The organism is Nonomuraea spiralis (assembly GCF_014648435.1).
GTDB classification, from domain to species: domain Bacteria; phylum Actinomycetota; class Actinomycetes; order Streptosporangiales; family Streptosporangiaceae; genus Nonomuraea; species Nonomuraea spiralis.
This window is the reverse complement of the sequence record NZ_BMRC01000018.1, coordinates 56,383-81,563: the sequence shown is the minus strand read 5'-3', so window position 1 is coordinate 81,563 and position 25,181 is coordinate 56,383. Positions and strand designations below refer to the sequence as shown.

Annotated in this window: 22 protein-coding genes and 2 pseudogenes; 14 read left to right on the top strand and 10 right to left on the bottom strand. The window is 69.4% G+C overall.

The features are described 5' to 3' along the window. Positions 1–57 precede the first annotated feature (57 nt). From IEZ27_RS35390 to IEZ27_RS35355, 8 genes and pseudogenes are all read left to right on the top strand, one after another. On the top strand, positions 58–1,251 hold the full coding sequence (locus tag IEZ27_RS35390) for a mandelate racemase/muconate lactonizing enzyme family protein (protein WP_189651236.1): 1,194 nt from the start codon (positions 58–60) through the stop codon (positions 1,249–1,251). Positions 1,252–1,280: 29 nt separating this feature from the next. Further along, a complete protein-coding gene (locus IEZ27_RS35385) occupies positions 1,281–2,306 on the top strand; it encodes an alcohol dehydrogenase catalytic domain-containing protein (RefSeq protein ID WP_189651235.1) in 1,026 nt (341 codons plus the stop codon). Beyond that, on the top strand, positions 2,306–3,190 hold the full coding sequence (locus tag IEZ27_RS35380) for an SMP-30/gluconolactonase/LRE family protein (RefSeq protein WP_189651234.1): 885 nt from the start codon (positions 2,306–2,308) through the stop codon (positions 3,188–3,190). Before IEZ27_RS35385 ends, IEZ27_RS35380 begins: the two co-directional genes overlap by 1 nt. Then, the gene (locus IEZ27_RS35375; protein WP_189651233.1) at positions 3,187–4,065 is read left to right on the top strand and encodes a fumarylacetoacetate hydrolase family protein; all 879 of its coding nucleotides are present in this window, start codon (positions 3,187–3,189) and stop codon (positions 4,063–4,065) included. The genes IEZ27_RS35380 and IEZ27_RS35375 overlap by 4 nt, the downstream gene beginning before the upstream one ends. After that, positions 4,065–5,657 carry an aldehyde dehydrogenase (NADP(+)) gene (locus IEZ27_RS35370; RefSeq protein WP_189651232.1) on the top strand — a complete coding sequence of 531 codons (1,593 nt, stop codon included), beginning with the start codon at positions 4,065–4,067 and terminating at the stop codon, positions 5,655–5,657. The genes IEZ27_RS35375 and IEZ27_RS35370 overlap by 1 nt, the downstream gene beginning before the upstream one ends. A gap of 66 nt (positions 5,658–5,723) precedes the next feature. Next, entirely contained in the window at positions 5,724–6,140 is a 417-nt protein-coding gene (locus tag IEZ27_RS35365) for a hypothetical protein (protein ID WP_189651231.1), read from the top strand. A 54-nt stretch (positions 6,141–6,194) separates the two neighbouring features. After that, a pseudogene (locus IEZ27_RS35360) lies at positions 6,195–6,662 on the top strand (GNAT family N-acetyltransferase); the annotation flags it as partial. Positions 6,663–6,753: 91 nt separating this feature from the next. Beyond that, positions 6,754–8,283, top strand: coding sequence for an ISL3 family transposase (locus IEZ27_RS35355; RefSeq protein ID WP_189651229.1), 1,530 nt, complete (start codon positions 6,754–6,756; stop codon positions 8,281–8,283). A gap of 68 nt (positions 8,284–8,351) precedes the next feature. On the opposite strand, the pseudogene IEZ27_RS35350 reads toward IEZ27_RS35355, so the two are convergent. The 7 genes and pseudogenes from IEZ27_RS35350 to IEZ27_RS35320 all read right to left on the bottom strand — a co-directional run. After that, positions 8,352–8,489: pseudogene (locus IEZ27_RS35350) on the bottom strand (IS256 family transposase); the annotation flags it as partial. 158 nt (positions 8,490–8,647) lie between these two features. Then, entirely contained in the window at positions 8,648–8,953 is a 306-nt protein-coding gene (locus IEZ27_RS35345; protein WP_189651228.1) for a hypothetical protein, read from the bottom strand. Between the two features lie 518 nt (positions 8,954–9,471). Beyond that, on the bottom strand, positions 9,472–10,170 hold the full coding sequence (locus tag IEZ27_RS35340; protein ID WP_189651227.1) for a DUF2306 domain-containing protein: 699 nt from the start codon (positions 10,168–10,170) through the stop codon (positions 9,472–9,474). A 66-nt stretch (positions 10,171–10,236) separates the two neighbouring features. After that, on the bottom strand, positions 10,237–10,620 hold the full coding sequence (locus IEZ27_RS35335; RefSeq protein WP_189651226.1) for a hypothetical protein: 384 nt from the start codon (positions 10,618–10,620) through the stop codon (positions 10,237–10,239). 193 nt (positions 10,621–10,813) lie between these two features. Next, a complete protein-coding gene (locus IEZ27_RS35330; protein ID WP_189651225.1) occupies positions 10,814–12,079 on the bottom strand; it encodes a sensor histidine kinase in 1,266 nt (421 codons plus the stop codon). Positions 12,080–12,136: 57 nt separating this feature from the next. Further along, positions 12,137–13,033 carry a CPBP family intramembrane glutamic endopeptidase gene (locus IEZ27_RS35325; RefSeq protein ID WP_189651224.1) on the bottom strand — a complete coding sequence of 299 codons (897 nt, stop codon included), beginning with the start codon at positions 13,031–13,033 and terminating at the stop codon, positions 12,137–12,139. Positions 13,034–13,442: 409 nt separating this feature from the next. Then, positions 13,443–14,096 carry a response regulator transcription factor gene (locus tag IEZ27_RS35320; protein ID WP_189651223.1) on the bottom strand — a complete coding sequence of 218 codons (654 nt, stop codon included), beginning with the start codon at positions 14,094–14,096 and terminating at the stop codon, positions 13,443–13,445. Positions 14,097–14,377: 281 nt separating this feature from the next. On the opposite strand from IEZ27_RS35320, the gene IEZ27_RS35315 reads away from it, so the two are divergent. Further along, a complete protein-coding gene (locus tag IEZ27_RS35315; protein WP_189651222.1) occupies positions 14,378–14,605 on the top strand; it encodes a hypothetical protein in 228 nt (75 codons plus the stop codon). Between the two features lie 273 nt (positions 14,606–14,878). Here the strand turns inward: IEZ27_RS35315 and IEZ27_RS35310 are convergent, their stop codons facing one another. After that, positions 14,879–15,355: a hypothetical protein gene (locus IEZ27_RS35310; protein WP_189651221.1), complete on the bottom strand. Its 477-nt coding sequence runs from the start codon at positions 15,353–15,355 to the stop codon at positions 14,879–14,881. Between the two features lie 324 nt (positions 15,356–15,679). Next, complete coding sequence (locus tag IEZ27_RS35305; RefSeq protein ID WP_189651220.1) at positions 15,680–16,069, bottom strand: DUF3892 domain-containing protein; 390 nt, start codon at positions 16,067–16,069, stop codon at positions 15,680–15,682. Between the two features lie 668 nt (positions 16,070–16,737). On the opposite strand from IEZ27_RS35305, the gene IEZ27_RS35300 reads away from it, so the two are divergent. The 5 genes from IEZ27_RS35300 (at position 16,738) to IEZ27_RS35280 (ending at position 23,500) form a co-directional block, all read left to right on the top strand. Then, positions 16,738–17,913, top strand: coding sequence for an ROK family transcriptional regulator (locus tag IEZ27_RS35300; RefSeq protein WP_189651219.1), 1,176 nt, complete (start codon positions 16,738–16,740; stop codon positions 17,911–17,913). Positions 17,914–18,291: 378 nt separating this feature from the next. Continuing rightward, positions 18,292–19,590 carry an ABC transporter substrate-binding protein gene (locus IEZ27_RS35295; protein ID WP_189651218.1) on the top strand — a complete coding sequence of 433 codons (1,299 nt, stop codon included), beginning with the start codon at positions 18,292–18,294 and terminating at the stop codon, positions 19,588–19,590. A gap of 153 nt (positions 19,591–19,743) precedes the next feature. Beyond that, positions 19,744–20,643, top strand: coding sequence for a carbohydrate ABC transporter permease (locus tag IEZ27_RS35290; protein WP_229824633.1), 900 nt, complete (start codon positions 19,744–19,746; stop codon positions 20,641–20,643). Beyond that, positions 20,640–21,485: a carbohydrate ABC transporter permease gene (locus IEZ27_RS35285; protein WP_189651216.1), complete on the top strand. Its 846-nt coding sequence runs from the start codon at positions 20,640–20,642 to the stop codon at positions 21,483–21,485. The genes IEZ27_RS35290 and IEZ27_RS35285 overlap by 4 nt, the downstream gene beginning before the upstream one ends. A 212-nt stretch (positions 21,486–21,697) precedes the next feature. Next, the gene (locus IEZ27_RS35280; RefSeq protein WP_189651215.1) at positions 21,698–23,500 is read left to right on the top strand and encodes a glycoside hydrolase family 35 protein; all 1,803 of its coding nucleotides are present in this window, start codon (positions 21,698–21,700) and stop codon (positions 23,498–23,500) included. A 953-nt stretch (positions 23,501–24,453) separates the two neighbouring features. Here IEZ27_RS35280 and IEZ27_RS35275 read toward each other — a convergent pair. Beyond that, positions 24,454–24,990, bottom strand: a complete 537-nt coding sequence (locus IEZ27_RS35275; protein WP_189651214.1) for a YceI family protein — start codon at positions 24,988–24,990, stop codon at positions 24,454–24,456. Between the last annotated feature and the right edge of the window lie 191 nt (positions 24,991–25,181).

Here is a 25,181-nt window from a genome sequence, read left to right as displayed (position 1 = left end):
CAGGTACGCCAGCGCGTCCCGTGCCCCCCTCAGTTCACGAACTTTCGGAAGACCTGGATGAAGATCACTGCTCTTGAGACAATCCGTCCGGCCATCCAGCCCAACCTGCTGTTCGTCCGCCTGCATACCGATGCCGGACTGGTCGGCCTGGGCGAGGCGTTCTTCGGCGCCCGTACGGTGGAGGCCTACCTGCACGAAAGCGTCGCTCCCGTCCTGGTCGGGATGACCGATCCCACGCCGGAGCGGGCGGCGCGAGCGCTGGCCACCTACGTCGGATTCCAGGGAGCGGGGGCCGAGACGCGCGGCAACGGTGCGATCGACATCGCCCTGTGGGATCTGCTGGGGCATGCCTCGGGGCTGCCGCTGGTCGACCTGCTCGGCGGAGCCGTACGTGACGGGATCGATATCTACAACACGTGCGCCGGTCCTGGTTACGTCGGCACGTCCACCCGGCAGGAGTCCGGCAACTGGGGGATGAGCGCCGCCGACCGCTACGAGGATCTGCACGCCTTCCTCAACGAGCCCGCGCGGCTGGCCCGCGAGCTGTGGGACGAGGGCATCCGGGGCATGAAGATCTGGCCCTTCGACACCGCCGCCGAACGGACCGGCGGCACCGACATCTCCCCGACCGAGCTGGACCGGGCCCTCTCCACGGTCGCCGCGGTCCGCGAAGAGGTCGGCATGGACATGAAGCTGATGATCGAGCTGCACGGCCTGTGGAACAGGCCCGCCGCAGAAAAGATCATCTCGGCGCTCGCGCCGTACCGGCCGTACTGGGTGGAGGACCCGCTGCGCTCCGACGCGGCCGACGCGTTCGGCAAGCTGGCCAGGGTTGACGGGGTACCGATCGCCACGGGGGAGACCTGCGTGGGACGGCGCGGCTTCAAGCCCCTGCTCGACTCCGGCGGCGTCGACATCCTGACCCTGGACGTCCAATGGACCGGCGGACTGACCGAGGCGCGCAAGATCGCCTCGCTGGCCGACGCCTACGGCGTGCCCGTCGCCCCGCACGACTGCACCGGCCCGGCGACCCTGGCCGGCTGCGTGCACTTCGCGTGCAGCCAGCCGAACGGGCTCATCCAGGAGACGGTCAGGGCGTTCCTGCGCACCTGGTACGACGAGCTGGTCACGGGCCTGCCGGAGATCGAGGACGGGCAGGTGCGGCCGGGCCGGGCCCCCGGGCACGGGGTCGTCCTGCGTGACGGGGTCGCCGAGCGGGACGACGTGGAACGGCGGGTGTCCCGGCTGTGAGGGCGGTCCGCTGGCACGCGCGTGGAGACGTGCGCGTGGAGGAGGTGCCCGACCCCGTTCCGGCGGCCGGCGAGGTGCTGGTCCGCGTCGAGCTCTGCGGGATCTGCGGCACCGACGTGGAGGAGTACCGGGAGGGGCCGCTCGCCATCGACGTGGACAGGCCCCACCCGCTGACCGGCACCCGGGCGCCGTTGACACTCGGACACGAGGTGGCCGGCGTCGTCGTCGGGCACGGCCCGGGGACCGACGCGAGCCGGATGCCCGTCGGCACCCGGGTCATCCCCGACGTCGTGCTCGGCTGCGGAACGTGCTGGTGGTGCCGCAGGCACCAGGAGGGGGTCTGCGCGCGTCAGGCGGTGCGCGGCCTCAACCTCGACGGAGGGCTGGCCGAGTACATGGTCGCCGACGCGGGCACCTGCGTCCCCGTCCCCGACCACGTCCCGCCGCGGCTGGCGGTGCTCGCCGAGCCGGCCGCCGTTGCGGTACGCGCGCTGCGCAAGGCCGGTGACGTGACCGGCGGCACCGCGCTGGTGCTCGGCGCGGGCGCCATCGGGCTGCTGCTGACCCGGGTGGCGGTGGCTGCCGGGATCCAGGTCGTGACGAGCGAGACCGCCGGCTTCCGCCGGGAGGCCGCTCGCCGCGCCGGAGCGGTGGCGGTCCGGCCGGAGGAGACGGCCGCCGCGATCGACCGCCTGACCGAGGGCAGGGGGGCGGACGTGGTGTTCGAGTGCACCGGCCTGCCTGCCCTGCTGCCGGAGGCGATCCGGCGCTGTGCGGCCCGGGGCACCGTGGTGATCGTCGGGTTCTCCGGCCAGGACGCCACGGTGCCGCTCGCCGACGTGGTGCTCAAGGAGAAGCGCCTGGTCGGTACGGCGGCCCACCTGTGGGACGAGGACGTCACCGCCGGAGTACGGCTGCTCGCGTCCGGGGTGATCGACCCGGACCTCGTACCGGTGCGTGTGGCGTCGTTGGACGAGGTGCCCGCGCTGCTCGCCGTGCCCGATCAGAGTGTCGTGAAGGTCGCGATCGATCCGCGCGGCCAGGAGGAGGTCTGATGGTCAGCGAACTCGACGGCGAACTCGTGCTGCGGAGCGACGCGGACGTGGGGGAGGGGCCGGCCTGGGACGCGGTCCGGCGACGGCTCGTCTGGGTGGACGTCACCGGATGCGCGGTCCACACCTACGACCCCGCCGGCGGCGTGGACCAGCTCGTGGACGTGGGCACGCACATCGGCGCGGCGGTGCCCGCGGGCGACGACGGTCTGATTCTCGCGGTACGCGACGGGCTGGCGATGTTGTCACCCGACGGAGAGGTCCGCATGGTCGCCGAAGTGGAGGCCGATCGTCCGGGCAACCGGATGAACGACGCCAAATGCGACCCGTCCGGGCGGCTCTGGGCGGGCACCATGCCGTACGAGGCCGAACCCGGCGCCGCCGCCCTCTACCGCTACGACGGCCGGAGCGTCGAGCGCGTCCTGACCGGGGTCACGCTGTCCAACGGTCTGGGATGGAGCCCCGACGGGACCGTGATGTACCACATCGACAGCGGAACCCAGCGGGTCGACGCCTACGACTTCGACCTCGCGTCGGGCGAGCCGGACTCACGCCGCGTGGTCGTGACCGTCGAGCCCGCCGAGGGCATGCCGGACGGCATGACGGTCGACGACGACGGCTGCCTGTGGGTGGCGCTGTGGGGCGGCGGAACGGTCCGTCGCTACACCCCCGACGGCGTCCTGGACCGGATCGTCCGCCTCCCTGTCACCCAGGTGACCAGCTGCGCCTTCGGCGGCCCCGACGGTGACGTGCTCTACGTGACCTCCGCCGCCTACCGGCTCACCCCCGGCGAGCTGGCCGCCCAGCCGCTGGCCGGGTCGATCTTCGCGGTCGAACCCGGAACCACCGGCCGTCCCGCCACCCCCTTCCATGGAGCTGACCGATGACACACATCCTGCGTTACGCGAGAGACGGCGAGATCCGGGCGGGGGTGCGGGCAGACGACGGCCTGGTCCATCCGCTGCCGCTGCCGCTGGCCGAGCTGTTGCGTCTGAGCCTGTCCGACCTGCGCGAACTCGTCGAGCGGGCCCTGACCGAGCCCTCGGACGGCCCGGCCGAGCCGCTCCCGCCGGTCGAGGGCCGCATGGAGGTGTGGGCCGCCGGCGTCACCTACCGTCGCTCCCGCCAGGCACGGATGGCCGAGAGCGCCGCCGCCGCGGACGTCTACGAGCGGGTGTACGACGCGCCCCGGCCCGAGCTGTTCTTCAAGTCCGCCGCCTGGCGGGTCGTCGGCGACGGCGGCACGGTCGCGGTGCGGGCCGACTCCACGATCGACGTGCCCGAGCCCGAGCTGGCCCTGGTGCTCAACGCGTACGGCGAGATCGTCGGGTACACGGTCTGCGACGACATGAGCTCGCGCACCATCGAGGGCGAGAACCCGCTGTACCTCCCCCAGGCCAAGATCTATCTCGGTGGCTGCGCAGTAGGCCCGGCCATCCGCCCGGTGTGGGAGGTCGCCGACCCCTACGCGCTGCCGATCCGCATGACGATCCGTCGCGACGGCGCCGTCGCCTGGTCCGGTGAGGCCGACACCGGGCGGCTGAACCGGCGGCTCGACGACCTGGCCGGATACCTGTTCGCCGCCGACGTCTTCCCGGACGGCGCCGTGCTGGCGACCGGCACCTGCCTGGTGCCGGACCTTCCCTTCACGCTCGCCGGGGGGGACGTCGTGGAGATCGGGATCGGCGAGATCGGAACCCTGACCAACGGCGTGGTCCGCGGACTGGCGGCCATGCTGGAGTCCCTTGAAGGAACGCAGTGATGAACACCGCGACGAACAACGCCACCTCAGACGTCGTCTCAGTCGACCCGCGCACCGGCGAGGTCGTCGAGGTGGTCGGCGCCGAGTCCACGCCGGCCGAGGTGGCGGCGCGCTGCGCGGCCGCCGCGTCGGCCGTGCCCGCGCTGGCCGCCTTGGGCGTCGCGGGCCGGGCGGCGCTGCTGCGCGACATGGCCGCCGAGCTGGAGAAGGCCGGCGAGACGATCCTCACGCTCGCCGACCGGGAGAGCGCGCTGGGCCTGCCCCGGCTCACCGGGGAGCTCGCCCGCACCTGTGCCCAGCTCAGGTTCCTCGCCGACGTCGTCACCGAGGGAAGCCACCTCGGGGTCGTGATCGACCACGCCGACCCGGCGGCCGTCCCGCCGTGCCCGGACCTGCGGCGGATGATGGTCCCGCGCGGCCCGGTCGCCGTCTTCGGCGCAAGCAACTTCCCGCTCGCCTTCAGCGTTCCGGGCGGCGACACCGCCTCCGCGCTGGCAGCCGGCTGCCCCGTGGTGGTGAAGGCCCATCCGGCCCACCCGGCGACCTCGCTGGCGACGTACGGCGCGCTGCTCAATGCTGCCGTACGGGCAGGGGTTCCCGACGCGGTGAGCCTGGTGCACGGGCAGGCCGCCGGAGTGGCGCTGGTCACGGACCCGCGCGTCACGGCCGTAGCCTTCACCGGCTCGGTGCGCGGTGGGCGCGCGCTGTTCGACCTGGCCGCCGCCCGCCCGGAGCCCATCCCGTTCTTCGGAGAGCTCGGCAGCGTCAACCCGCTGGTCGTCACCCCGGCCGCGGCCGTGGAACGTGGTGCGTCGATCGCCGAAGGACTGCTGGGTTCCTTCACGCTCGGGACAGGCCAGTTCTGCACCAAACCGGGGCTCGCCTTCGTACCGGCCGGCGAGCACGGGACAGCGCTGCAGGAGGCGCTCGCCGCGCGCGGCGCCGACGCGCCGGCCGGCACGATGCTCACCAGGAACATCCTGGCGGCGTACGCCGAAGGCGTGCGGGAGCTCGCCGCGCAGCCGGGCGTCCAGGTGTTGGCCGGAGCCGAGCCGCGCGACCTCGACGGCAGGGCGACGCCCACCGTGCTGAGAGTGCCGGGCACGATGTTCGGCGAGGCGCTGACCGGGGAGTGCTTCGGCCCGGTGATCGTGCTGGTGGAGTACGACACGGAGGAGGAGCTGCTCGCCCTGCTCGGCCGCCTCCCCGGCAGCCTCACCGCGACGCTGCACATGGGGGAGGGGGAGGAGGATCTCCCGCGCCGCGTGATCGACGTCGTCACCCGGCGCACCGGGCGGGTGGTGTGCGACGGCTATCCGACCGGGGTCGCGGTGAGCTGGGCGATGAACCATTCGGGACCGTACCCGGCGGCCACCGACTCCGCGCACACCTCGGTCGGCGCCTCCGCCGTCCAGCGGTTCCTCCGCCCGATCGCCTACCAGGACACCCCGCAGCGGCTGCTCCCGCCCGAGCTGCGCGACGACAACCCCCTTGGGGTTCCCCGCCGCGTGGACGGAGTCCTGGCCGTGAAGGAGACGGACACCGCCGATCACGGCACGGAGTTCGGCCCGGATGGGTCCCGCCAGGTCTGATCCGCACAGAAGGCACGGACATCCCGGCGATCACTGATCGTGGAGAACGCCCGGGTCGCCTCGTCCGTGCCTGATCGTGTCCGCAGGCGAACCCGCCGGTTCGGCCCCGACCTGCTGCGCCGCCTCGCGCTGCCCACGCTGGAGCTCTGTACCCACCGGCGGTTCACCGACGACACCGCGCTGGACGAGTCACCGCAGAAAGGGACTGACACGATGGCCGTCACCCTCCCCGACCCCACGCCGCTGGAGAACACGTTCTGGCTGACCCTGGCGGGCAAGGCGCTCGACTACAGCGCCGGACTCGACACCCACGTCCACCGCGTCGACCCGCCCGCCACCGTCGAGTGGCACGACGTGGGCCTGCCCGGCGTGGCCAAGGCCAGGCGCCTGCTGCTCCCCGAGCGCCCCCACGCCCACACCATCGGCTCCGACCTCAACGACCCCCGATGGCTCGACGAGGTCCCCGCCGACCGCCCCGCGTGATCGTCGCCGACACCCTGATCGGGTTCCTGTCCAAGGAGGAACTACGGCGACCCGCAGGTCACTGAGCACATGAGCTTCGAGCCTCGAACTCGTGAGCAAGTCGAGAGCACGATCGCCGGAGTGGTCGAGTCGGCTCGGATCGAACCGCGGATGGACTACTGCCTCGCCGCGGTGCTGCCGGACGGCGGCGAGCTGGTGGCGTTCGCGCGGATCTCGATCGACCTCGGCCACCCGCTCCAGAACAGCGCCCAGATAGGGTTCGCGCTCCGGTCAGACCGGTGGCGTCAGGGCCTGGGCGCCGAAGTCGTGCGCCTGCTCCTGCGGCTCGGGTTCGAGCAACTCGGCATCTACCGTATCTGGGGTGCACGAAGCCCGCTCAACGAGGCGTCCGGGCGAGTCATGAGCAAGCTCGGAATGGTGGAGGAGGGTGTCATCCGGGGGCACTTGAAGCTCGCGGACGGGTGGCGAGATTCGGTCATTCACTCCGTCCTCGCTCCGGAGTGGAAGGCTGCGGCTGGCTGACAGCGCACTTCTCCCTCGTAAGGGACTGTACGGTCAACGGCTCTGGCCCGTAATCGGTGGTGGCACTGAGTGATCCCTGCCAGGCTGGGCCGTGCTGAAGATCGACGATCTTGCGGGTGTGGTATTTGCGGGGCTGTCTACCCTGGTCATCGAGGGAGTAGAGGACGAGGACGACCTCATTCGGGTCATGGCTCGTACTCGCGACGAGCCGGTGCCGTGCCCGGTGTGCGGGGCGCTGAGCGGTCGAGCGCACGGCCACGTGAGCCGGACGGTCACGGATGTCCCGGTCGACGGGCGGCTGGTGGTGGTGTCGCTACAGGTACGGCGTCTGGTCTGCCCCGAGTGGGGATGCCCTCGGCAGACGTTCCGTGAGCAGGCGCCCAGGCTGATCGAGCGCTACCAGCGTCGAGCCAGCAGGCTCACCGGCCAGCTGGGCGCGGTGGTGAAGGAACTGGCCGGCCGAGCGAGTGCTCGGCTGTCGGTGGTCCTGGCTGTCACGATTTCGAGGTCCACAGCGCTGCGGCTGCTGGCGCGGCTGCCGCTTCCCCCGCTGCGGATCCCGCGCGTGCTGGGTGTCGATGACTTCGCTCTCAAACGCCGGCACCGCTATGCCACGATCCTGATCGACGCCGCGACCGGCGAGCGGATCGATGTCCTGCCCGGCCGCGGTGCCGATGTGCTGGAGACATGGCTGCGATCCCGCCCTGGAGTCGAGATCGTCTGCCGCGACGGGTCGGGCGCGTACGGTGAGGCGGTTCGACGTGCTCTGCCGGATGCCGTGCAGGTCGGGGACAGGTGGCACCTGTGGGCGAATTTCTGCGACAAGACCCTTGCTGAGCTTCGGTCCCACAGCGCCTGCTGGGCCACGGTCAACCCGTCGCGGCCCGCCGGCGTCCATGAGCAGAGCACCCGTGAGCGCTGGCAGCAGATCCACGACCTGCTGGACAAGGGCGTCGGCCTCTTGGAGTGCGCCCGTCGGTTGAACCTGTCCCTGGGCACCACCAAGCGCTACGCCCGCACCCAGAAGCCCGAGGCTTTGCGCCGGGCCCCGTGCTACCGACCCACGCTCGTCGATCCTTACCGCGATCACCTGCGAGAACGGCGCGCCACCGATCCGGCCGTTGCCGTCCAGCAGCTGTTTCGAGAGATCAAAGAGCTCGGCTACACCGGCAGCCTCAATCCGCTCTACCGCTACATCACCCAAGGCCGTGCCGAAGGAGAGCGGCCCGTCATCACGCCGCGCCGCCTGGCCCGTCTCCTGCTCACCCACCCCGACCGGCTGCGTGACAGCGACACCCAGCTGGTGCAGGAGCTCACAGCCGCCTGCCCCGAACTGGCCGAACTCGCCCGACACGTCCGCAGCTTCGCCGAGCTCCTCACCCCGGCCGCCGGCAACGACGCCGAACTCACCGCCTGGACCACCACCCTCCGAGCCGCCGATCTGCCGCACCTGCACGGCTTCGCCAACGGCATCGAACTTGACCGCGATGCTGTCAACGCCGCCCTCCCGCACCACAACAGCCGAACCGAAGGCGTCAACACCCGCACGAAGAGGATCACGCGCCAGATGCACGGCCGCGCCGGGTTCGACCTTCTGCGCCACCGCATCCTGCTGCAATGAAGATCACTCAACGCCACCACCGATTACGGGCCAGAGTCTAGATACCGGTGTTTCTCGATCCTGACTCGTTATCGGGTGGTCGGGGTCAGGCGGCCTTCGAAGGTGATGGCGAAGGCGTTCAGGGCCGCCTTCCAGCGGGTGATCCAGCGTTTGCGGCCCTTGCCGGTCGGGTCCAGGCTCGTGATCGCCATGTAAACGCACTTGAGCGGCTTCAGGCACGGAGAGAGCCCCCGGTCCCCTCGCGGTTCAAGGGGGCCGGGGGATCACGGCGGCGGCGGTGGCTGCTTCCCAGCGGCGAACCCAAGTGGCGTCCAGCCGCATCCCCGCGTTCCGTTCTCCTCTGGCCGTGCGCAGAGGGCGCGGATCAGTCCAGGGCGAAGAAGCTGCCGATGTTGCCGTTCTTGGTGTCGCCAGGCTCCACAGGGTCGAAGATCCTGGTCCGGCAGTTCGAGTCAGGGAAGACCAGGATGGTGCCCTCGGTGTAGTTCGCCAGGCCGCTGTTCGGCCCGAAGCCGCGATGGCACTGCCTGGGCTGCGGATCGTTGATCGTTCGCGTCTGCCCGTCCTGTGAGGAGAGGAGGGCGACTCCGGGTGCGGCGGAGGCGGGAACGGCGCTGATGAGTGTCAGAGCCCCGGCGGCTACGGCCAGGATGGCGGGGATGGGTCGCATGGGGGTCCCTTCGTGGAATCCAGATGACCTCCACCATGCTAATAACTCTATGCTCTCATATGACTACCTATTGTAGTTATGGTTCTGTCCAGGTCAGGGTGCGCGTGCCAGTGTTCGACGTCAACCACCCGGCCGCGCTCGCGCAGGGGAAGGACGTCCCCATCGAGACGACCGCCACGCCGGGGGCCGCATCGCCGCGGTGAGCGCCACCTGGCTGCCTCCGGATCGAAGGGGGCGAGAATGCCGGCGAGCACCAGCATCCCGGCGGCGGTGGGCGCTGTTCCCTTGCTCGGTCACACGCACCAGTTGTTGCGTGATCCGCCGGGTTACCTGCGCCAGCAGTGCGCCACCGATCCAGTGGTTCGGGTTCGCCTGGGGAACTGGGAAAGTTACCTGCTCAACCGGGCAGAGCTGGCTTTCCGTGTCCTCACCACCCAGCAGGCCGACTTCGACAAGGGCGGGCCGTTCATGGAGGCAGCGCGAGGTCTCGACAGCGCCCCCTGTCACAGCGCCCCCCTTCACTGCGCGGTGAGGGCGGCGTCTCCCCGCCGGCCGCTCGACGCGGGGCGCCGATCGCGGTGCACCAGCAGGCGATGCACGATGAAGTACTCCGCCGCGACCGAGTTGACCAGCACGGACGCCCACGCGCTTGTGGTGTAGACGTCGTCGAAGCTCAGCGTGGGATAGGCCTGCTGCGCCAGGAGACCGATGACGAGGAAGAGGCGCAGGCTCACCGCGGCGAATGTCAGCGCGTAGTTGCGGACCATCCAGACCCGGTGCTCTCGGACGTTGCCACGGCGGATGGCACGATAGCCCTGACAGAGGCTGTACAGCCAGGCTGCGGCCAGCAGGTAGAACGCGATCTGGGCGGGCAGGCCGCTGGTGGAGACGGTGGCTGCGAACAGGGCTGCGGCGGTGGCCAGGACGATGCTGATCATGTAGACGCGCCCGGCGATGCGGTGGGCCTTGGGGTGGCGGGCGCGCAGCCGGGTGCTGAACTGGAACGGGCCGATGATCAACGCGAGGCCGCCGGGAAGCGCGTGGATCACGATCGACAGGTAGTGCAGGGCGACGTCCGTGTTGAGGGGGATCTTGCTGAGCGAGGTGTCGCCCGTCAGGTAGGGCTGGACGGCGAAGACGGCGATGCCGACAGCGAGCAGAGTTAACAGGGTCCACATGAGTGCGGGCCGGCGGCGTCGGGTGGTGGTTGTGGTCATGTCCTGCTCCTGTGTAGTGAGTGGTCACTTTCAAGCACAAAAAAGAAAACGCTCGGCCCACGGCTCCTACGCGGCCAGGCGCGGCAGGTCCATCGCCGCGGAGACCATGTAGCGCATTCCCTCGGCGACGAAGGCGTGCGCACGGTCGGCGCCGACGCCCGGCATGAGCTCGACATTCTCGAAGATGTCCTGGGTCGAGCGGGCCACCAGATCGCGAACGTCGCGATCATCGCAGGCCGCGTACCCCTGGAGCATCATGAGCATCAGCGCGCGATCCTCCATGAGCACGCCCCAGGCGTCCACCATCACCGGCACGGGGTCCGCCCCGGCGTTGCTGCCCCGCCGGACCATCTCGCGGTCGATCGTCTCGAACAGCCGAACGAGAACGGCCAGGAAGAGCTCCTTCTTGGTGGAGAAGAGCCGGAACAGGTTCGGGTGCGAGATGCCCACCTGCTGGGCGTTCGTTACCGTAAACCCGCCGTGCAGCCCTTCTGCCTGAACTCGGCCAGGGCGGCCTCGAGGATCTGCTCGCGCCGCCGCTTCGCGTCCACCCGGGGACGCCGCACGCATGGAGGGGCGCAAGATCGGTCCGGACGTCGCAAGGTCGGAGTGGAATGGCAATGCTGGTGGCGGTTTCGCGGGTTCAGGTTCCGCAAGGCAGGGTCACGTCGAGGACGGTCGGGCCGCCGGCCGGGCTGTCCAGCGTGAACGACCCGTCGTGTGCCTCGACCCGGCGGCGGATGCCGACCAGGCCGGAGCCATGCTCGTCCGCGCCGCCCCGGCCGTCGTCCGTGATCCGCAGGCACAGCCGGTCGCCGACGCGGCGCACGCTGACGACGGCACGCCCGGCCCGGCTGTGCTTGGCGATGTTGGTGAGCGCTTCGGCCGCCGCGTAGTAGGCGGTGGCCTCGACCGAGGCGGCGGCCCTGACCGGCAGATCGGCGTCGACCCGGCACGGCACCGGGCAGGCCGAGGCCAGCCCGGCGAGCGCGTCGGCGAGGTTCTTGTGGGCCAGGACGGGAGGCAGGATGGCGCGTACCACGCCGCGGAGCTCGCCGAGGGCCTGCTCGGCGGCGTCCTGGGCTCGCTCGAGCGATGCCTTGGCGGTGGCAGGGTCGCGTTCCAGCGCCCGTAAGGCCGTGCCCAGCAGCACATTCACCGCGACGAGCCGGTTTTGGGTCCCGTCGTGCAGCGAGCGTTCGATCCTGCGCAATTCGACGACGTGCGCGTCGAGCAGGGCGGCGCGGGACGCGGTGAGCTGCGCGACGCGCAGGCCCAGGTCGGCGTCGGGGGCGGGCCTCAGCAGCAGCTTCCGGCCCGGCCGCGCTTGCAGCCAGGCCGTGCACGGCGTGAGGACCAGGGTGACAATGATCTCGATCGGGGCCAGCGCGGCGACCGCGAGTGCGCTGGCAGTGTCGTTGACCTCCCACAGCCCGTACGCCGCGCTCGCGGCTTCCTCCAGCGGCAACAGCCACCACCACAGCGCGAATGTCGCGTCCTGCACGGCGTGGATCGGGAAGGTGAGCGTGACCAGGCCCAGCAGCAGTCCGATGGAGGCGTGCGCGAGTAGCCAGGCCAGCTCGCGCCGCGTGGCCGGGTCGGCGAGGGCAGCGCGCAGGCCGCCTGCCGGCGGGGACACGGCGATGACTTCCTCCTCGCCCCAGCGCGAGAGTCTGGCCCGCTCTCGGTCGGCCACCGCGCGCACCCCGCGCAGCGTGGTGGGCACCAGCGGCAGCCCCACGCCGATCAGGCATGCCAGGCCGGTGACGGCCACCGCCAGGAGCGCGACCAGCGCCAGGATCGCGGTGCCCATGCCGCCGACGACGTGTTCGAGCGCGTCGAGCGTGGCGCGGGCGTGGGCGAGCATCTCCCGGCGTCCGAAGCGGCGCCACAGGGGCTGGGCCTTCATCGGCACTCACCTCTCTCTTGTCGGTCTTCGCCGGCGGAACAGCAGATCATCCCCTCCTCACGGTTCCCCGGCGGGCCGGTAACCCAGCCGGCCGCGCGTCGCGATGAGCACCAGGACCGCCGCCGTGGTGCCCGCCAGCAGCGTGACCCGGGACGCCAGCGCCGGCGTGGCGATGGACGGGAACATGTCCGCGTAGACGATCGACATGAAGTTGTTGATGCTGACATGCAGCAGCATGACCAGCGGCAGGCTCTGCCCGGTCCGGTTGAAGACCCAGGTGACGACCACGCTGAACGCGCAGCAGAAGGCGATGAACTCGCCGACCCGCATCCAGGTGACGTCCGGCCAGCCGCCCCACTCGGTCAGGAACAGCGGCAGGTGCCAGACGCCCCACAATGGGCCGAGGAGCGCGGTGGCGCGCAGCGGGCCGAACCTGCGTTGCATGCGGGCCAGGGCGAAGTCCCGCCATCCCGGCTCCTCCGCGAGCCCGGTGGTGACCATTTGGAGCATCAGGCCGGGCACGTAGGCCACCAGCACGGCGACGGGCGGCATGGTGAGCTTCTCGCCGGCCATGGAGGCCGCGGTGACGATGATGGCGGCCGGGACGCCGAGCGCGGTCACCAGGTACCAGATCCCATTGACGCGCCATTTGGTCATCCGCCCGATCCAGCGGCGGACGCCTTCCTTTCCTTCCGTGACTCTGGTGACGATGTAGGCGGCGAAGACGGGCCCGAGATACGCGCCGGGGAGCACTCCCAGGAACTGCGTGGTGCCGAGCAATGTGGGGAAGGTGAAGTCCAGGATCCCGAGCCCGTTCGCCGACAGGACATAGGGCGTCCAGGCGGCCCAGCTCATCGCGTTGGCCAGGACGAAGAAAGCGAGTAACGGACGGCGGCGGACGAAACCCTTGGGGGGCGTGTCGCGCTCGGCGACCGATCGGCTGTTGACTGCCATTCGGTGTTCCCTTGGGAGCGTGTGATGGACGCTCATCAGCACATCAGCCGCGGGCGTTCTGATCATTCCCCCCTACGCCCCGAAGAGAGGTACAGCCAGGGGTACCACCGTCTCAGGCGCCGGGACGCCGGACACGCTCGCCATCTGGCGTTGTCAAGTGAACTGGCTGGTCAGTGAGTTGGACACCGATCAGGAACGCCAGGTGAACAGGGCCGCGCACCGCACGATGGAAGGCGCCGAATGCCGGTCACCCGGCGAGGCAGAGTGATCAGAGAGTCTGAGGACACGGCTCTGGAATGGCCCGAAGCCGGCTGATCGCGCGGGAATTCCGACCCCGATGACTCTGTGCCTCGATCAACACCTTCATGTCACATGGACGTTCCGGCCGGACCCGGGTGGGCCCGACTACTCACCCCTTCACGCCTTCGAGGTAGGTCAGCACGGCGGCCACCCGCCGGTCGGTGCCGTCGGCCGGGGCCAGGTCGAGTTTGGCGAAGATGCTGCGAATGTGCTTGTGCACTGCGCCGCCGGTGACGAACAACCGCTCGGCGATGGCCGAGTTGCCCAGCCCTTCGGCCATCAAGGCCAGCACGTCGCGCTCGCGCGGGCTGAGCCGTTCGAGCCGGTTGCCAGGGCGGCTGCGGGTGAGGAACTGCGCGACCACCTCGGGGTCGATGGCGGTGCCGCCATCGGCTACCCGGTGCAGCGCCATCAGGAATTCCTGGACGCGCCCGACCCGCTCCTTGAGCAGGTAACCCAGGCGCGCGCCGCCATGCGCGAGCAGATCGGTGGCGAACGCCTGCTCCACGTACGCCGACAGCACCAGCACGGCCAGTCCCGGCAGCCGCCGCCTGGCCTCGACGGCCGCCACAATGCCCTCGTCGGTGTGGGTGGGCGGCATGCGCACGTCCACGATGGCCACATCCGGCCGATGGGCGTCCACGGCGTCCAGGAACCCGGCGGCATCTGAGGCGGTGGCCACCACTTCCAGCGACTCGGCACGCAGCAGCAACGCCATGCCTTCGCGCAGCAAGGGGTCGTCCTCGGCGATCACAATGCGCATGGAAGGCTCGCCTTCATGGTGGTCGGCCCGCCGGGCGGGCTGGGCGATCCGCGGGCGCCGCCGACCGCCGGCCGGGGAACCAAGTAGATCCTAAGGCTCCGCCCTCGGGGCGACTCCCACGGCCCGTCCATGACATCGATGGGGCCGGCATCGTCGACATCGCGGCTGTGCGCCTGCCGATAACTACATCCGGCCTGGTCATCGCCGTGCAAGGGCTTCGCGTGGCGGCGCGAGCTCCGGCCACCCAGGAGAGGGAACCAAGTGCGGCAGGATGATCGGCCATGCTCCTTCGCCTGGCCTACCTCACCGTCACGAACACGTTCGCCGCGCTGCGGTTGCCGCCCACGGGCGATCGGGACAAGGACGTGGAGATTCTTGCCCTGCGCCACCGGATCATCGTTCTTGAACGCCGGCTCGGCGCTGACACCAGAGTGAAGTTCGCACCCGAGGACCGAGCCCTTCTCGCCGCGCTTCTGAGTCGCCGCCCCGCGAGGTCCTGCGCCGACTGAGGCTCCTCGTCCGGCCGGACACCGTCCCGCGATGGCACCGCGATCTGATGAAGCGCCGTCATGCCGGTATCTGCCGGCCGAAGCGGCCTGGGCGCCCGCTCACGGTCCGCTCCATTCGCGCTCTCGTCCTGCGCCTGATTCGGGAGAACCCCGGTCGGGGGATACCGGCGGGTGCATGGTGAGCTCGCCACGCTCGCGTCCAGCACGCCACCCGGCGCGTCCGCGTGCTGGACACCACCGCTCACCCGAGTGCGAACTGGGTGATCCAGGCGTTCAAGAATCTTGTGATGGATCTGGACGATGCGGGCCGTCGGGCGCGCTTTCTGATCCGGGACAGGGATGGGAAGCCGGCCTGTCGTCGTCGACGAGAAGGACCGCGAGCCGTCGCTGATGCCAGAAAGACACGGCATGGAGTGCCGCTTCTCGGCACGCGCCGTACCAACAGGTCGGGGTGTAGAGGTTGATGTCGTCAGGGTGGAGGCCGCGCTGACCTCGCTGCTTGGCCTCGCGTCGAGCGGTCGCGTAGGCCAGCTTCTCCTCCTGCCAGGCCGAGCGGCCGGCTTCCAGCTCGGACGGTAGAGCTGCACGCAGGCGCGAAACGCGGATAACCGTCGTTGGTGAGGCAAGGTTGTATCGCGCGCCTTGCGGGCGAAAACGCCGGAAGGGGTCGAAGGCGTGCAGCGAGCCGACCTCCTGCCGCGTCACGCCGGCCAGCGTCACCGGCGCGAGCGCCTTCGGCGTGTCCGCCACTGCAGCCAGCGCTGTCAGGGCCGAACGCGAATGTGGTGCCGTACCGGAACAGGTGTGCCCCCAGCAGCTGGTACTGGAAGACCTTGAGCGCCCTCGCCCACTGCGGCGGATCGGCCCACATACCGACCATGGCCATCGCGGCGCCGGCCAGCGTGGCCGACTGGCCGACGAGCAGGTGTATGGGGGCGTCGGCTGTCCCCTGGACGACGGGGAGCGGCAGAGCGGGCATCGCTTCGAAGGGAGTGGCGTTACCTTCGGCCACCGCGATGGGCGCGGGGAAGAGTGCCGCGGCGAGTTTCGAGATCGCCATCGTGACTCCCGGGGTCAGAAGATGGGTAGTACGGCCAGGTTGTTGCCCGTCGTCTGGTCGGCGTCGGTGCGCAGGTACCGGCGGCCTCGCGCGGTGGTGTCGACGATCACGCCGGCCTCGGGGAATCCGGGGACTCTGGTGAAGAACGTGAACCGTCCCGACTCGGTCATCTGGATGGCCTCGTCGATGCTCAGCTCCGAGTCCTTTCCCGAGGGGGACACGACTTTGATCCGCTGGATCGTGCGGGCGGGGCCGATCCGCCTGATCGCGCTGATCTGCCCGGCGGCGACCGGCTGGACGATCTCGGCTCGCCAGGTCGTCGCGGAGGGTCGGTGATGCCACTCCCAGCGGCCGTGGATGTCGGTGGTGGTGGGGATGCGCACCGTCGCGGGGTCCCGTAGCACCGCGTCGAACCCCGGCGGCTACACAAGAAGGGCTCGCTCCCGATCAGGCACGCGCTCTTCTCGGGCCTACTCGCGGATGATGCTTTCTCCTTCATGGGTTCCCCTGGAGCAGATCAGGCCGTATATGGGGTCGAACGTGACGTACCCCCCCCACCGGCGATGCAGTCGGCTCGGGTAACCGCCGGGGCGGCACTGGCGACTACGGCCGTCCCGAACAGTAGTGCGGCGGCGAACTTGAGAATCGGATGCATGGTGCTCCCATCGCTGGGGGAACAGCTGTCTCGCCGGTTCACCTCCCTCCGTACGACTACCGGCCGTTGCCTATAACTACACTCTGCTATCGCTTTAACTTCGGGATGTTGTTCCGCAGTGATTCCTGGTCGCCGCAACTTGCCGTGGAGGCTGGGCTCACGTGCCTTACGTGCCTGACAAGATCACATCTCTATGACCTGCGGAAAGATCTGCGAACCCAAGATTGCGATGGGCGCGGGGGCGTACGGCCCTGCGCGTGGTGACGGCCTCGAACTCGCAGCTCTGGCGGACCGCCACAGCTCACGCCCGACGAGGGGGCCGGGATCACGTCAACCCACTTATTTTCTTGACTCAAGAAAATATGTCCGCCAGACTCTAGGCGACGCAGTGCGTGCAGTCATGAGATGGGGTACGACGTGAACGCGTTGACGACTCTGGTCCCGGACCAGACGGGAGCCGAGATCTTCGCGCAGGTGCTCACCGCCGGGCCGATCTCCCGGACGGTGATCGCACAGCGGCTCGGGTTGTCGCCCTCCACGGTGACCCGGCTGCTGTCGCCGCTGATCGAGGGCGGCTACCTGAGCGAGACCGGACAGCAGAGCGCGGCGGGGCTGGGGCGGCCCCAGCGCCTGCTGCGGGTCAACACCGAGCAGCACCTGGTTGTCGGGATCCAGATCGCGCGCACCCATGTCGCGGCTGTGCTCACCGACCTCGGAGCCCGTCCGCTGCTGCGTCTGGAGCAGGCGCTCGACTCCGTGGAACCGGCTCATGTCCTCTCGGTGGCGGCGGAGTTGACGGGCCGCCTGATCGCCGGGGCGCCGTCCGCCAAGGCGAAGGTGCTGGGCATCGGGGTCGGCGTCGGCGGTCACGTCTACGCGGAGGGCGGGGTGTGCCGCTCGGCGGTGCGGCTCGGCTGGACGGATGTCCCGATCGCCGCTCCGCTCAGCGCGGCCACCGGGCTTCCGGTGGTGGTGAACAACGACGTCAACGCCCTGGTCATCGCCGAGCGCTGGTTCGGTGAGGGCCGGGACGTCGACTCGTTCGCGGTGATCTCGGTCGGGCGAGGTGTCGGCGGTGCGCTCATGCTGCACGGGGTCCTCCACTCCGGTGCCGGCGGACTGGCCGTCGAGTTCGGGCATCTGCCCATCGAGCCCAACGGGCCGGAGTGCGCCTGCGGCAACCGCGGCTGCGTGGAGGCGCTTGCCTCCTCCGATGCGGTGCTGCGGACGTTCCGGGAGCTCGGCGGCCGTCCCGAGGCGGATTATGATGCCGTCGCCGAGCTCGCGCGCTCGGGGACGGAACCCGAGCGGCAGGCCGCGCTCGACGCGTTCGCCGTGGCCGGGGACGCGTTGGGGCGCGGACTGGCCTGCCTGTGCAACCTGCTCAACCCGGGACTGATCGTGATCGCGGGCGAGGGCGTGGTGGCCTACGACCACTTCGGCCCGGCAATGACGAGAGCCCTGGAGCGCCACGCCGTCTCCTCTGCCGCCCGCGACTGTGTGATCAAGGTAGATCAGGCCAGCGAGACATTGTGGGCGCGGGGCGCCGCCTGTCTGGTCATCAGGGAGAGCGTCCGTGCCCGGCTGTCCTGAGTCCCCAACCGGTTCCGCCTTCGCCAGGCAAAATCCCGGAGCAGCCATGCGCGGTCGATAAAGCTTGGGTATGCGGTGGCGGCCGGGGCTGCCGCAACCATGAATTCCCCTGCCGGATAAACCGCCTGAACCTTCATGTCATCCGCTCGAGTATCGGACGGGTGGTTCTCCGCTGTCTCCCCTGAACCAGCAGGTCGGGACCCGTGCCCGAAATCAAGGCTGCTGAGTCGAGCCGGAAACCGCGTGCACGAGGTGTTGACCGCCTCTCCCGCGACATGCCGAACAACCCTCGACATTCCCGAATGCGACTGTTTGCCGCGTCCTCCGGCCGGCTTCCCGATCGCGTTCCAATTCACTCTCTGCAAAGGAAGTCCCCCCATGCGCACCTCCGCGTCCAGAGCCGCCGGCGCGGCGTTCCTCTCCCTGGCCCTGCTGGTGGCCGGCTGTTCCAGCTCCGGCTCGGCCGACGATGCGGCAGCTCCGAGCGGGCCGGTGTCGATGGAGTTCTGGGGCTGGGCCCCGGGCTACGACAAGATCACCGCTCAGTGGAACGCCGCCCACCCGGACATCAAGGTGACGTTCAAGCAGATCCCGTCCGGCGCCAAGGGCGGTTACGACCAGATGACCAACGCGATCACCGCGGGCAAGGCGCCGTGCCTGGCTCAGGTCACCTACAACGACATCCCGTCGATGCTGGTCAAGAACGCGCTGATGGACATCACCCCGTACGCGTCCGGCGACACCGGCAAGTACCTGGACTGGACCGTCGCGGCGTCGTCGGCCGACGGCAAGGTGTACGGCCTCCCGGTCGACATCGGGCCGATGGCCCTGTACTACCGCACCGACCTGTTCCGCAAGTTCGGCATCGCGAAGCCCCCCGCGACCTGGGACGAGTACGCCGCGGACGCCGCCAAGGTGCACGCGGCCGACCCCGCCGTCGCCTTCGGCACCGCGCCCCAGGACGCCTACGACATGGCCGCGCTGACCTGGCAGACCGGCAAGTCCTGGTTCGGCACGCAGGGCGGCGCCTGGCAGGTCTCCATCGACAATCCCGGCACCCAGCAGGTCGCCACGTACTGGCAGGGCCTGAAGGACAAGAAGCTGGTGATGAACAACGGCAACGCCTGGGACCCGAACTTCGACAAGGCGTCCGAGGCGGGCCAGGTCATGACCTTCGTGAACGCCTCCTGGGCGGCCGCGGGGATCAAGGGTGACCTCAAGGATCTCGCCGGCAAGTGGGCCGTGGCCCCGCTGCCGACCTGGACCGCCGGCGATCACACCAGCGCGAACTCCGGCGGCTCCGCCACCTCCGTGCTGACCGGCTGCAAGACCCCGAAGGAGGCCGAGCAGTTCGCCGCCTTCCTGTCCAGCGACCCGGAAGCGGTGAGCACCGGCATCACGGTCGGCGGCCTGTACCCGGCATCCAAGACCGGTCTGGAGAACCCCCTGCTGTCGCAGGGCGACCCGTACTTCGGCGGCCAGAAGATCTACGACGTCTTCAAGGAATCCGCGGCGAACATCCCCGCCACCTGGGTCGTCGGGCCGACCTTCGGCCAGGTCGAGGCGGATTACTCGGACGCCATCGGCAAGGGCGGCTACGCGCAGGCGACGACCACGGTACAGCAGAAGACGATCGACAAGATCAAGAGTCTCGGGCTCTCCGTGTCCGGCAGCTGATGCCCGACGCGACACCACGTCGTCCGAGGGTTCCGCAGTGCCGCTTGAGGGGGCGGCACCGCGGAACCGCCCCCTCCGTACCGCAACCGCGCGAGGAAGACCATGAGCACCCAGACAGCAACACCGCCTGCACCGGCGCCGGCGTCCACGCCCGTGACAGCCGGCCGCAGCCGCCGGAGCGCACGCTACGCCGCCGGATTCCTGGCCCCGTTCGGCATCCTGTTCACCGCGATGATGCTCGCGCCGATCGGTTACGCGATCTACCAGAGCTTTTTCCAGGTCCGCCGTCAGGGCCTGTTCGGCGGCGGACAGACCACGCACTTCGCCGGGTTCGGAAACTTCTCTCGCGCTCTCCAGGACGGCGACTTCATGGCCTCGCTGGGCCGGGTGGCGCTGCTGGGCGTCGTCCAGGTGCCGGTGATGCTCGGGCTGGCCCTCGGCCTCGCGCTGCTGCTGGACTCTCGCTCGGCCCGGCTCCGGAAGATGTTCCGGCTGACCTTCTTCCTGCCCTATGCGCTGCCCGGGGCGATCGCCGTGGTGATGTGGTCGTTCCTGCTGGTGAAGAACCTCTCGCCGTTCACCGGGCCGCTGGCGGCGATCGGTATCCACGCCGACTTCCTGTCGGCCGACTGGATCCCGGTGTCGATCGGCAACATGATCACCTGGGGCTGGACCGGCTACAACATGCTGATCATCTACTCGGCGCTGCAGGCCGTGCCCGGCGAGGTGCTCGAAGCCGCGACCCTCGACAACTGCACAGGCTGGCGGCTGGCCTGGTACGTCAAGATCCCGATGGTGTGGCCCGCCCTCGTACTGACGACGGTCTTCTCCGTCATCGGCACCGCCCAGCTCTACACCGAGCCGGCCGTGCTCGCCGCCGCACGGATCCCGGGCGCCTCCACCAAGTTCAGCCCGATCATGAACACCACGCTCACCGCCTCCCAGGCGGACCCGAACCTGGCCGCTGCTGAATCCGTTCTGCTGGCCCTCGTCACGCTGGTTCTCTCCTTCGGGTTCCTGAAGTTCACGCAGCGAAGGATGGCCGACGCATGACCAGCACCCGCAGCCCGCTCGCCGGCCGCCTGGCCGTCAACGCACTGCTCGGCCTGATGGCCCTCTACACCCTCATCCCCTTGTGGTGGCTGTTCGTCTCGGCGACCAAGGGCGAGGGCTATCTTCACCGTGGGAACCCACTCTGGTTCTCCCACTTCGGCCTCGGTGACAATCTCGGCCGCGTCTTCTCCTTCCAGGACGGGATCTTCTCCTCCTGGCTCGCCAACAGCGCGCTCTACAGCCTGGTCGGCGCAGGGGTCAGCACACTGTTGTCGGTCATGGCGGGCTTCGCCCTGGCCAAGTACCGGTTCCGAGGCCGGGAGACGGTCTTCAACACGATCCTGGCCTCGGTGCTGATCCCGGCGCCGATGCTCGCCCTGCCGCTGTTCCTGATGCTGGCTCAACTCCGGCTCACCGACAGCTACTGGGCCGTCCTGCTCCCCAGCTTCGTCAGCCCGTTCGGCGTCTACCTTTCGCGCGTCTACGCCTCGGCCTCCGTCCCTGACGAGCTGCTGGAGGCCGCGCGCATCGACGGCGCCAGCGAAAAGCGGACCTTCTTCCGCATCGCGATGCCCGTGATGGCGCCCGCGCTGGTGACGATCTTCCTGTTCCAGTTCGTCAGCGTCTGGAACAACTATCTGCTTCCCTCGCTCATGCTCAACGACGCGTCCAAACTGCCGGTCACCGTCGGCCTGGTCCAGTGGCGCTCAGAGTTCGCCAACGGCGTCTCTCCGATGCTCCCGATCACCGGAGCGTTCGTTTCGCTGCTCCCCCTGCTCGTTGCCTTCGTCGCGCTGCAGCGCTTCTGGCGCAGCGGTCTGACTGCAGGCGCCGTCAAGTAACCGCACTCCAGGCATCTTCCGCACACCTCAGAACGGACAAGGCATGCACAGACCACGCGCGCATACCGGCTGCGCCGCGCGGCTCGGTACCGCGCTCCTGGTTCTCGACGGCACCGCCATGGAGCTGTGGAGCTGCACCGGCGGCGCAACCGGACCATGCCGCGCACCAGTCCTCGCCCACCGAACCACCACGACCCGAGAGCAATGAACATATGAGCGCGCGACCCGCCTTGACCGTTGACGGCCACCGCTTCCTGCGCGGTGGCCGCGAGCACCGCGTGGTCTCCGCCGCCGTGCACTACTTCCGCATCCACCCCGGACTGTGGCGCGACCGGCTGCAGCGACTGCGCGCCATGGGCTGCAACACGGTCGAGCTCTACATCGCCTGGAACTTCCACCAGCCGGTCCCCGGCCCGCCCCGCTTCGACGGCTGGCACGACGTCGCCGCCTTCATCCGCGAGGCCGACGCCCTCGGCCTCGACGTCATCGCCCGCCCCGGCCCCTACATCTGCGCCGAGTGGGACATGGGCGGGCTGCCGGCGTGGCTGCTCGCCGACGAGTCCCTGCGGCTGCGCACCAGCGACCCGACCTATCTCGCGGCCGTCGACGAGTGGTTCGACCAGCTGATCCCCATGCTCGCCGACCTGCAGGCCTCGCGTGGCGGACCGATCGTCGCGGTCCAGGTCGAGAACGAGTACGGCAGCTACGGCAACGACCACGCCTACTTGCAACACCTCAAGGAGGGTCTGGTCACCCGGGGCATCGACTGCCTGCTCTTCACCTCCGACGGCCCCGAACCGCGCATGCTGGCGGGCGGCACCCTGTCCGGCGTGCTGGCCACCGCCAACTTCGGCTCGCGCCCTGACGAGGCTTTCGCCGCCCTCGCCAAGTTCCGGCCCGAAGCGCCGCTGGTCTGCATGGAGTTCTGGAACGGCTGGTTCGACCACTTCGGGGACCCCCACCACGTCCGCGACGCCTCCGACGCCGCGGACGTGCTCGACGGCATTCTCGCCGCCGGGGGATCGGTCAACATCTACATGGGCCATGGCGGAACCAACTTCGGCTGGTGGGCCGGCGCCAACCACATCGGCAAGACCCTCACCGACCCTGGCTACGTGCCCACCGTCACCAGCTACGACTACGATGCCCCCATCGGCGAAGCCGGCGAACTGACCGAGAAGTTCCACGCCTTCCGCGAGGTCATCGGCCGCTACGCGCCGCTGCCCGCCGCCGAACTCCCCGCTCCACAGCGGCGGGTGGCGCCGCAGACCGTCGCCGCCACCCGCGTCGGGGCCCTGCGCGACCACGTGGGCCTGCTTTCGGTCGCGACGCACCGCCCGGCGCCGGAGCCGATGGAAAGGCTCGGTCATCACTGCGGGCTCGTTCACTACCGGCACCGGATCATCGGCCCCGCGGGCCCCGCCACGCTGACCGTGGACGGCATCCGGGACCTGGCGCAGGTCTTCCTTGACGGTCACCTGGTCGGCGTACTGGAGCGGGATGCCCCGGCCCCGACCGTGGAACTGACCGTCCCCGAGGGCGGCGCGGAGTTGGAGATCCTCGTCGAGCCGTACGGGCGGGTCAACTACGGCCCCCACCTTGCCGACCGCAAGGGCCTGATCGGCGGTGTGCGCCTGGACCACCAGCACCTGTTCGGGTGGACCATCCGGGTGCTGCCGCTCGACGACCTGGCCGCCCTGCCCACCGCCTCGGCCGCTGACACCACCGCGGGTCCGGCCTTCCACCGCGCTGTCGTGGGGATGCCCGAAGCGGGCGACGCGTTCGTCGCCGTCCCGGGCAGCGACCGCACTCTGGTCTGGGTCAACGGCTTCCTTCTCGGCCGCCTGCGGACCGAGAAGGGGCCCCAGGTCACTCTCTACGCCCCGGCGCCACTGTGGCGTGCGGGGACCAATGAGGTTCTGGTGCTCGACCTCGCCGGAACCGACAAGCCGCTCACCGTCGAGCTGCGGGCCGCGCCCGATCTCGGGCCGACCGCGGCAGCGCCTCGGTACTGACCGAAGGTGAGCGACAATCGCAGGTGGCCTGCACCGCTTCAGCGGAAGTTGGGAGGCCAAGAACGCCGCGCTCAAGGTACTTCGGCACAAGGTGGTAGTGCTGCGGGTGACCTTGCTGTCGCCCGGGCGTCTGGGACGGGCTCTCGTACTCACATCGCCTACGGCTGGCCCCAGGCGCCACGGCCATCGGGGGCGATCTGGGGGGACCCATCGGGGTCGAACTCCGTGCCGTGATCGGCGGTGTCCGTCGTGCCCGGTTGTGATCTACGTTGTAAAGGCGCCGGCTAGATGTTCACAACCCGTATACCACTTACAACCGATACGGCACGGGCTTCGCCCGTACTCTCCCACCAAAACCAAAGGGTGCCAGCTTCGCACGAAGGCCGCAGCAAGCCTCGTGCAGTGGATCAAAGCAAATCCGGTGCGCCCGAGCGGACGGCGCCTCCAGCGGGACCTCGAGAGTCGTAGGCAAGTGTCCGGCGTGTGCGGTGAGCCCTTCCTGTTCCTGCAGTTGGCGGCGGTGGGGTGGTGAGCTCGTGCTTCTGGTCGCCGGCCTGCTGTTTCAGCTCGTGATGCGGGCGGTCGCGGCGGTGCGTGCATCCTCGCCGCTCTCACCTTCACCACACCAGAGCTGAGCAGATGCCTGGGGCTGGCAGTCTGGTGCTGACTGAGCTGCCACGGGATCGCTCAGGATGGGATCATGAGCCCTTCGGCCTCGCCAACGCCACCGCCGGTGACGGTCCTGCTGGATCCGGCCGATGACGTCCGTATCGCCCGGGCCGTGCTGGGTTCCCACGATCGGGCCGGTGGCGTGCTTGTCGTGGACCCCACGGTAGGCACCACTGCGAGAACAGCGCTGGCTCAGGACGTATTGGTCGCTCTCGGCAACAGCCCGCCGCCGTGGTCGAGTGAGGTTCCCCCGGTAGCTCAATCCGCGTAACTTCGAAGAGCCCCTATGCCCCGATCAGGAAGGCGATGACCTCAAGAGTGATACCGAGGTGGCGGCCTGTCATGCCCTTCGCCTTTGTCAGGCCGAAGGCGTACCTGTCGATGCTGGTCGCGGCCTGAGCCCTCAAGCACTGATCATCGGTGATGACAGGGCCGAGTGTCAGGACCGTCGGCCGAGTCACGCCCCGTACGGTCAGCGATCCCTGCACACTGGCGCCTTCAGCGGATCGTTTGACATCCCGGCTGCGGAAGACGATCTCGGGGTGCACAGCGGCGTCGAGGTAGTCCATGGACCGGACATGCTCATCGCGCTGCGGGTTGCCGCTTTCGAAGCTGGCCGCCCGGATCACTACATCCACGGCGGAGTCGCCGATGTCCTCGGTGATCAAGATCCGACCGTTATCAACTGTGAAGGATCCTTGCACGGGCAGCAGGCCGAACACCGCGCGTGTCGTGAATCGGACCGTCGTCGCACTCGGATCTATGCGGTAGACGCCCGGCGATGCCCCGCGCCGGTGCATGCCGTCTGAGTCCTCCGTCATGCCAATTGCTTCCTTTTGTCGATGGCGGACGGCATGGTGTCCACCGTCACATGGTCTGAGGAGCACCTGCGAAACGCTTGCAGCCTCTCCGAAGACAACGTTAGGAAATCTGACGCACTGCCGGAATCCAGCTACGCGCACACCTCAGGTGCAGTTAGGTACACCTCTGGTGTCCCGAGCCAGCCGGGGGT

Coding starts and splice junctions, on each gene's coding strand:
- IEZ27_RS35375 (WP_189651233.1), top strand. CDS start 3,187: ATGACACACATCCTGCGTTACGCGAGAGACGGCGAGATCCGGGCGGGG.
- IEZ27_RS35390 (WP_189651236.1), top strand. CDS start 58: ATGAAGATCACTGCTCTTGAGACAATCCGTCCGGCCATCCAGCCCAAC.
- IEZ27_RS35330 (WP_189651225.1), bottom strand. CDS start 12,079: ATGAAGGCCCAGCCCCTGTGGCGCCGCTTCGGACGCCGGGAGATGCTC.
- IEZ27_RS35340 (WP_189651227.1), bottom strand. CDS start 10,170: ATGACCACAACCACCACCCGACGCCGCCGGCCCGCACTCATGTGGACC.
- IEZ27_RS35380 (WP_189651234.1), top strand. CDS start 2,306: ATGGTCAGCGAACTCGACGGCGAACTCGTGCTGCGGAGCGACGCGGAC.
- IEZ27_RS35280 (WP_189651215.1), top strand. CDS start 21,698: ATGAGCGCGCGACCCGCCTTGACCGTTGACGGCCACCGCTTCCTGCGC.
- IEZ27_RS35345 (WP_189651228.1), bottom strand. CDS start 8,953: ATGCGACCCATCCCCGCCATCCTGGCCGTAGCCGCCGGGGCTCTGACA.
- IEZ27_RS35315 (WP_189651222.1), top strand. CDS start 14,378: ATGCTCCTTCGCCTGGCCTACCTCACCGTCACGAACACGTTCGCCGCG.
- IEZ27_RS35320 (WP_189651223.1), bottom strand. CDS start 14,096: ATGCGCATTGTGATCGCCGAGGACGACCCCTTGCTGCGCGAAGGCATG.
- IEZ27_RS35325 (WP_189651224.1), bottom strand. CDS start 13,033: ATGGCAGTCAACAGCCGATCGGTCGCCGAGCGCGACACGCCCCCCAAG.
- IEZ27_RS35275 (WP_189651214.1), bottom strand. CDS start 24,990: ATGACGGAGGACTCAGACGGCATGCACCGGCGCGGGGCATCGCCGGGC.
- IEZ27_RS35370 (WP_189651232.1), top strand. CDS start 4,065: ATGAACACCGCGACGAACAACGCCACCTCAGACGTCGTCTCAGTCGAC.
- IEZ27_RS35295 (WP_189651218.1), top strand. CDS start 18,292: ATGCGCACCTCCGCGTCCAGAGCCGCCGGCGCGGCGTTCCTCTCCCTG.
- IEZ27_RS35285 (WP_189651216.1), top strand. CDS start 20,640: ATGACCAGCACCCGCAGCCCGCTCGCCGGCCGCCTGGCCGTCAACGCA.